General features: G+C 73.2%; 5 protein-coding genes. 2 read left to right on the top strand and 3 right to left on the bottom strand.

Features of this window, described 5'->3' with window-relative positions; translation table 11 throughout:
• Nucleotides 1-116 precede the first annotated feature (116 nt).
• On the bottom strand, nt 117-500 hold the full coding sequence (locus AB0M46_RS50600; RefSeq protein ID WP_363348810.1) for an MmcQ/YjbR family DNA-binding protein: 384 nt from the start codon (nt 498-500) through the stop codon (nt 117-119).
• Nucleotides 501-559: 59 nt separating this feature from the next.
• Nucleotides 560-928 carry an STAS domain-containing protein gene (locus tag AB0M46_RS50595; RefSeq protein WP_363348808.1) on the bottom strand — a complete coding sequence of 123 codons (369 nt, stop codon included), beginning with the start codon at nt 926-928 and terminating at the stop codon, nt 560-562.
• Nucleotides 929-1108: 180 nt separating this feature from the next.
• On the opposite strand from AB0M46_RS50595, the gene AB0M46_RS50590 reads away from it, so the two are divergent.
• Complete coding sequence (locus AB0M46_RS50590) at nt 1109-1432, top strand: STAS domain-containing protein (protein ID WP_363348806.1); 324 nt, start codon at nt 1109-1111, stop codon at nt 1430-1432.
• Between the two features lie 72 nt (nt 1433-1504).
• On the opposite strand, the gene AB0M46_RS50585 is transcribed toward AB0M46_RS50590, so the two are convergent.
• The gene (locus AB0M46_RS50585) at nt 1505-4225 is read right to left on the bottom strand and encodes a hypothetical protein (protein WP_363348804.1); all 2721 of its coding nucleotides are present in this window, start codon (nt 4223-4225) and stop codon (nt 1505-1507) included.
• Between the two features lie 331 nt (nt 4226-4556).
• Here AB0M46_RS50585 and AB0M46_RS50580 point away from each other — a divergent pair, with 331 nt between their 5' ends.
• Nucleotides 4557-6311, top strand: coding sequence for a discoidin domain-containing protein (locus AB0M46_RS50580; protein ID WP_363348802.1), 1755 nt, complete (start codon nt 4557-4559; stop codon nt 6309-6311).
• Nucleotides 6312-6418: the final 107 nt, after the last annotated feature.

Below are 6418 nucleotides of genomic sequence, written 5' to 3'. Positions count from 1 at the left end.
GCCGCCGCCGGCGCGGCCCTGCTCCTCGTGCCGGTCGCGCTGGCCACCCTCGACCGCTACGCCGGCTGGCTGCCGCACCTGCCGCCCCTGTAACCGGGCACCGCCGGGCCGGGCGCCTAGCGCTCCCGGGCGTCGAGTTCGGCGAGGAGGCGCTTCGGGGCCACGGCGCGGTAGGCGTCCTCGCACAGTTCGGCGATCTCGGTCCAGTCGGGGTCGCCGTCGAGGCGGATGCCGATCCAGCCGCGGTGGCCGACGTACGGCGGGCGGAAGATCAGGGCGGGGCGGGCGGCGAGGAGCTCCTCCTGGGCCCCGGGGGCGGCGGCGCACCACAGGTGGGGGAAATCGTCGGCGTGGTGGCCGTGCTCCCAGAGCTGGGCGAAGGTGGACCTGCCGCCCACGAACCAGGCCGGGGCGCCGTGGCTCGGGCGCTCGGTGACGGCGGGAAACGCCAGGCAGACGGCGCGTGTCCGGGCGAGCGGGCCGGCCGGGTCGGCGGGCATGGCGGCTCCAAGGTCGAGTACCCCGGCCCGGTCCGCGAGCGGCGGCGCCGAGGTCCGGGTCAGGGCGGCGGCAGGTGCGTGATGTCGAGCACGGTGTGCAGGCCGGTGAGGGCGAAGATGCGGCTGAGGTTGTGGTCCGGGTTGCGGACGGTGAACCTCCGGCCACCGTGGAGGGCCGACTTGTGGGCGCGGATCAGGGCGGCAAGGCCCGAGGAGTCGCTGAAGCCGATGCCCGCCAGGTCGGCGGTCACGCCCTGGGCTCCGGCGTCGAAGGCCCGCTGGACGGCGACGACGAGGCCATTCGCGGAACTGTAGTCGAGGGCGCCGATCGCGATCAGCAGCACACCGCCGGCGGGATCGTCGGATGCCGTGATCCTCAGGCCCGCTCGGCTCGGTGGTGGTGGTTCGGGTCGGTTGACCTCGGCCATGTGCTGTTCCCCGTTGATCGGCGGTGAAGCGCCAGCGTAACCCGGCCGTATCCGTCCCGCACGGTCAGCGCGGGTCCGGGGCCGCCGTACGGCGTGGTCCGGCCCCGCTGGGAACCGGCAGAGGCTACGATCGTCGCCACGGCCGCGGCGGCGGGCCGCGGGACGTGGAGGTTGCGGGCTGTGGAGTTGTCGGTGCGGTCCGAGGCGGCCGCGGCGGTCGTGACCGTGACCGGCGAGCTGGACGCCGCGACCACGCCGCAGCTGCGGCAGTTTCTGCACACGGTCCTCGACGAGCACGACACGCCGCTGGTGGTGGACCTGACGGCGGTGCAGTTCATCGACTCGACCGGGCTCGGGGTGCTGGTCAGCGTCTTCAAGCGGCTCGCCGGGCGGGGGCAGGCGCTCACCCTGGTCAGCCCGCACGAGCGGCTGCTGCGCATCTTCCGGCTGACCGCGCTCGACCGGGTGTTCACCATCGTGCCGGCCCTGCCCGAGCCGGCCTGACCGCAACGCGGTCAACGGCACGTTCTTCAGCAGGGCCAGCGGATGGCCACCGGGCAGTGCCCGCCGGCGAGATCAGCCGCAGAGCCTGATGATCTCTTCGGCGGCCGTCTTGTTGGCTTGGTGCCATTCGGGGTGACTGTCGTAGAGGTCGATGGCCTCGGTGGCGGTGGCAATCGCCTCTTCATAGCGACCGACCAGGCGCCGGGTGTGGGCGAGGATCACCAGCGCGGTGGCGAAGTGGGTCCCGTGCGCGGTGGGGTCGGCGGCCGCGAGAGGCCGCCAAGCGGCAACGGCCTCGGTCGCGCTCGCGACGGCCTCGGGGAGGCGGTGGGCCAGGCTCTGCGCGTGGGCAAGCGTGGTCAGCCCGTTGGCAAGGGCAGCTCGGTGGGCGACCGAGCCCACGGCGGCAAGGTCGCGCCAGGCGGTGGCGGCCTCGGTGGCGCTGATCACCGCCTCGCCGTAGCGGCCGGCGGCGGTCTGTGCATCGGCCAGGGCAGTGAGCGCGTTGGCGAGATGGGACCGGTGCGCCACGGGGTCGGCGGCGGCGATAGGCCGCCATATGCTGACCGCCTCGTTGGCGTTGGCGACCGCTTCGCTGTGCATGCCGGCCAGGCGCATTGCGTCAGCGACTGTGGTCAGGGCATTGGCGAGGGACGACCGGTGCGAGGCCGGGTTTGTGAAGGCGAGATCGCGGTGAATGGATGCGGCCTCGCCGGCACTGGAGATCGCCTCGGCGAAGCGGTCGGCCAGGCGCGCAGCTTCGGCCAGGGTGATCAGCGCCTCCGCGAGGCGGGCCCGATGCACGCTGGAGTCGGTGGTAGCCGGGTCTCGGCGAAGGGCGACGGCTTCGGCGGCGGTGGTGATCGCCTCGTCGATCCGGCCGGCCTGGCGATACGCCCCGGCCAGCGAGTTCAGGGCGTTGGCGAGGTGCTGCCGATGGACGGCGGGATCGGCCTCGGCAAGGGTTCGCCAGGCGGCGACCGCCTCGACGGCAATGGTGACGGATTCGGTGAAGTGGCCGGCATGGCGACGCGCCTCGGACAGCGCGATCAACGCACCGGCAAGGTTCGGCCGGTGGGTATCGGGGCTCGCCTCGGCGAGGTTGCGCCAAGTGGCCACCGCTGCGAAGGCGTTGGTGATCGCCTCGTCGCTGCGACCGGCGCGGCTGTGCAGATCCGCGAGCAAGGTCAGGGCGGTCGCACGGTCGGCTTCGGTGGGTGCGGTGCGGGCGCACGCCCGAGCAGTGGCGATCTGGGTGTGGGTGAGCACGTTGAGCTCCTGCGGCAGCAGGTCCCACAGGCCTTGCGCGGTGCTCCAGCCGGGGGCGTGCCGGTCGACGGCGGTGGCGATGGCGCGGTCCAGGTGGTGGTGGCCGCGCCGGGCGGTGCGGATGGCGAGCGGGATCAGGCGCTCAGGGTCGGCGTCGAGGAGGGTGGTCGTGGCCGCGGCCGCCGTGGTGGCGTGGGTGGCGGCGCGGCCGAGGAACGCGAGGACCCGGGTGGCGTGCTCGTCGGTGGCGGCGGCGAGGGCGACCGCGGCGGCCAGGTCGGTGTTGCCCGCGAGGGCGTCGGCGGTGAGGTGCTCGGCGATGACCCCGGGCAGGCGCGGGCGGGTCCAGTAGCCCGTGACCCGGTCGTAGAGATGCAGCCAGGCGTTCAGTCGGTCGACGAGCTCTGGGCCGGCGTCGTGCAGGGCGGGGACAAGCGGGACGAGCCGCCGGGTGTCGGCGGCGGTGCGGGCGCCGGTGAGCGTGGTGAAGGCGAGCAGATCGCGCAGGACGTCGGTCGTGACCTGCGGGTACTCGTCGAGGCCTTGCCGCGTGGCGTGAGTGCGCCACACGGCCCGCTCCTCGGCGAGCAGTTCGGCGACGGCGTCGGCGACGTCGACCGGGCCGGGGCGGTGTGCGGCGGCCAGGGCCGCGACGTGCAGCAGGATCAGGGGCGTGCCGGGGGTGATGCCGGTCAGCCGGCGCCCGGACGGGTCGGTGCCGAGCTTCGCGGCGTACGACGCCAGGGCCTGCTTGGCCGCGACGCGCTGGCCGGGCGCGTCCTCGGCGATCGTCCCGAGCCGGGTGCCCTGGTCGGCGAGGTCGACGGCGGTTTGCAGCGGCTGTTGTACGGCGGTCCACCAGTCCCCGAAGTCGCGGGCGACGAGCAGGAGCCGGACGGTCTGCGGGCCGGCGGTACGGTCCAGGGCGGCGAGCAGCTCACCAAGATCGGCGCGGGCGTCGGCGTCGTCGACCACGATCAGCGTCGGGCGGTCCCAGCCGGCGGCCAGTTCGACCCCGGCGGCGCCGCGGCCCGGGCGGGCCCAGCCGACCGTCCACGACTGCCGCTCGTCCTCGCGCAGCGCGCGGGCGATCTCGATGGCGAGCCGCGTCTTGCCCGAGCCGGGGTCGCCGGTGAGTCGCCACACCCGGCCCGGCTGCCGGGTGGTGCACCACTGGTGCACCGCGGCGGCGTACCGGCGGCGGCGCGTCTCGAACGGCACGACCGCGAGCCATGGGGCGAGCCAGTACCAGGTACTGTCCGGTGAGCCGTGGCCGCCCGGGCCGGGACCGGGGCCGTCGGTGAACAGATCGTCCCACTGCCGCTGGCGGGCGAGGCGTTCGGCCCGGCGGTCCCAGGCCAGCCCGGCGGGAAAGCCGACCAGCGCGCCGGCGGCCGCGACCGACACGCCGAGCAGCGGGTTGTGGATGTAGTTCGTGCCTGAGGCCGCGCCGCCGGCGGCGGCCAGACCGGTCAGGGACCCGGCCGCGCGGCCCCACCATCGCCGGGCCCGATCGTTCGCCACAACCACCCTCCCGCCTCCCGCCGCCCGCTCAGCCCCAGCATCCCGCGGCCGGTCAACTCCGTCGATCGCTGCACCGGCGGGCCGGACCACGACCGGTCTCGCGATCGAGGTGGCGGTTCGGCGGACTTCGCAGCGCGGTTCGCTGGTCAGGCGGCGGGCGCCCCAGGGCGGCGCGGCCACCTTCGCCCTTAGGCATTGACAGGAATGAAAGGGTGGTTGACAGTAGCGAGAGAGCGCTCTCTGGGCCGCCCTCCCCGGGCTGCGCTCGCATTGGGGAAGCCGTCCGCCTGCGGCTTCCTCCCTTCAACCCTATGTATGGATGGGGCTGCGTATGTCCAACACCCGAAGCGCACGTGTCCGCATCAAGGTCGGCCTCGTGGCGCTCGCGCTCGCCGGGGCCGGGGCTGTTCAGGTCGTGCCGGCGGTGATCGAGGCCGCGACCGCCGCGGTCACCGCCGTGCCCGCGGCACCCGCCGGGTTCACCACCACCTGGAGCGACGACTTCAACGGGCCCGCGAACACCGGGCTCGACACCAACGTGTGGCGCTACGACGCCGGGGCCGGGTCGGCGTTCGGGACCGGTGAGATCGAGACGACCACGACGAGCACCGCCAACGTGTACCAGGACGGGGCCGGGCACCTGGTCCTCAAGGCGCTGCACACCGGGTCGGACCCCAATGCGGGGTGGACCTCCGGGCGGGTCGAGACCCAGGCCGACGGCTTCGGGGCGCAGGCCGGCGGCGTGGTGGCGATCCAGGCCTCGATCAAGCAGCCGGACGTGAACACCACGAACGGCCTGGGCTACTGGCCGGCGTTCTGGATGGTCGGGTCGCCGTTGCGCATCGGCGTGCCATGGCCCGGGTCCGGCGAGATCGACATGATGGAGAACATCAACGGGCACGACTCGCTGTTCTCCACCGTCCACTGTGGAAGTCTGCCGACCGGGCCCTGCAACGAGTACACCGGGATCGGCAGCGGGGAGCGGGCCTGTTCCGGCTGTAAGACCGGGTTCCACACGTACGGCGTGCAGATCGACCGGTCCGTGTCGCCCGAGCAGGTGCGGTTCTACTTCGACGGGAACAACTTCTTCACGGTGAACTCGTCGCAGGTGGACGCGACCACGTGGAACAACGCGTTCCATCACACGTTCACGCCCATTTTCGACCTGGCCATCGGCGGGCAGTTCCCGGCGGCGTACGGCGGCGGCCCCACGGCGGCGACGGTCTCCGGCGGGCACATGGACATCGACTACATCGCCGTCTACAACAAGCCGCCGGCGGGGAACTTCGGCACCAACGTCGCCCGCGGGAAGACGGCCACGGCGTCGTCGGTCGAGCAGGCCCAGTTCCCGGCGTCGAATGTGGTCGACGGGGACGAGACGACCCGGTGGTCGAGCACCTTCGCCGATCCGCAGTGGGTGCAGGTCGACCTCGGCTCGACGTACGCCGTCAACCACATCACGGTGTCGTGGGAGGCCGCGTGTGCGCGCAGCTTCACGATCCAGACGTCGACCGACGGCTCGGCGTGGACGACGGTGTACACGAATACCAACGCCACCAGCGACTACTACGACGTCGGCCTGTCGGCGAATGCGCGGTACGTGCGCGTGACCGGCACGGCGCGGGCGTCGCAGTGGGGGTACTCCATCTATGAGCTGGCGGTGTTCAGCACCGGCGGCACGAGCAGCCCGCCGCCCACGGCGACGCTGCTGTCCCAGGGCCAGCCGGCGACCGCCTCGTCGTCGGAGAACGCCAGCTTCGCCGCGCCGATGGCCGTCGACGGCAACGCCGGCACCCGGTGGTCCAGCGCGTTCTCCGATCCGCAGTGGATCCAGGTCGACCTCGGGGCCAGCCACACGATCAGCCAGGTCGTGCTGAACTGGGAGGCGGCGTACGCCACCGCCTTCCAGATCCAGACGTCCGCCAACGGCACCACGTGGACCAACGTGTACTCCACGACCACCGGCACGGGCGGGGTGCAGACCATCCCGGTCACCGGCACCGGGCGGTACGTGCGGGTGAACGGCACCCAGCGCGCCACCCAGTGGGGCTACTCGCTGTGGGAGTTCCAGGTCTACGGCACCTGATCGGCCGGGCCCGCCGCGCGCATGTTCCGGGCGCGGCGCGGGGCCGGGGACTTGGGGGGGGCGGACAAGATTTCGGCCACCCCCCGCACGCGGAGGGGGGCGCCGCA

Source organism: Dactylosporangium sp. NPDC051485 (assembly GCF_040682015.1).
Classification (GTDB): domain Bacteria; phylum Actinomycetota; class Actinomycetes; order Mycobacteriales; family Micromonosporaceae; genus Dactylosporangium.
This window is presented reverse-complemented; position numbering and strand designations above follow the sequence as displayed.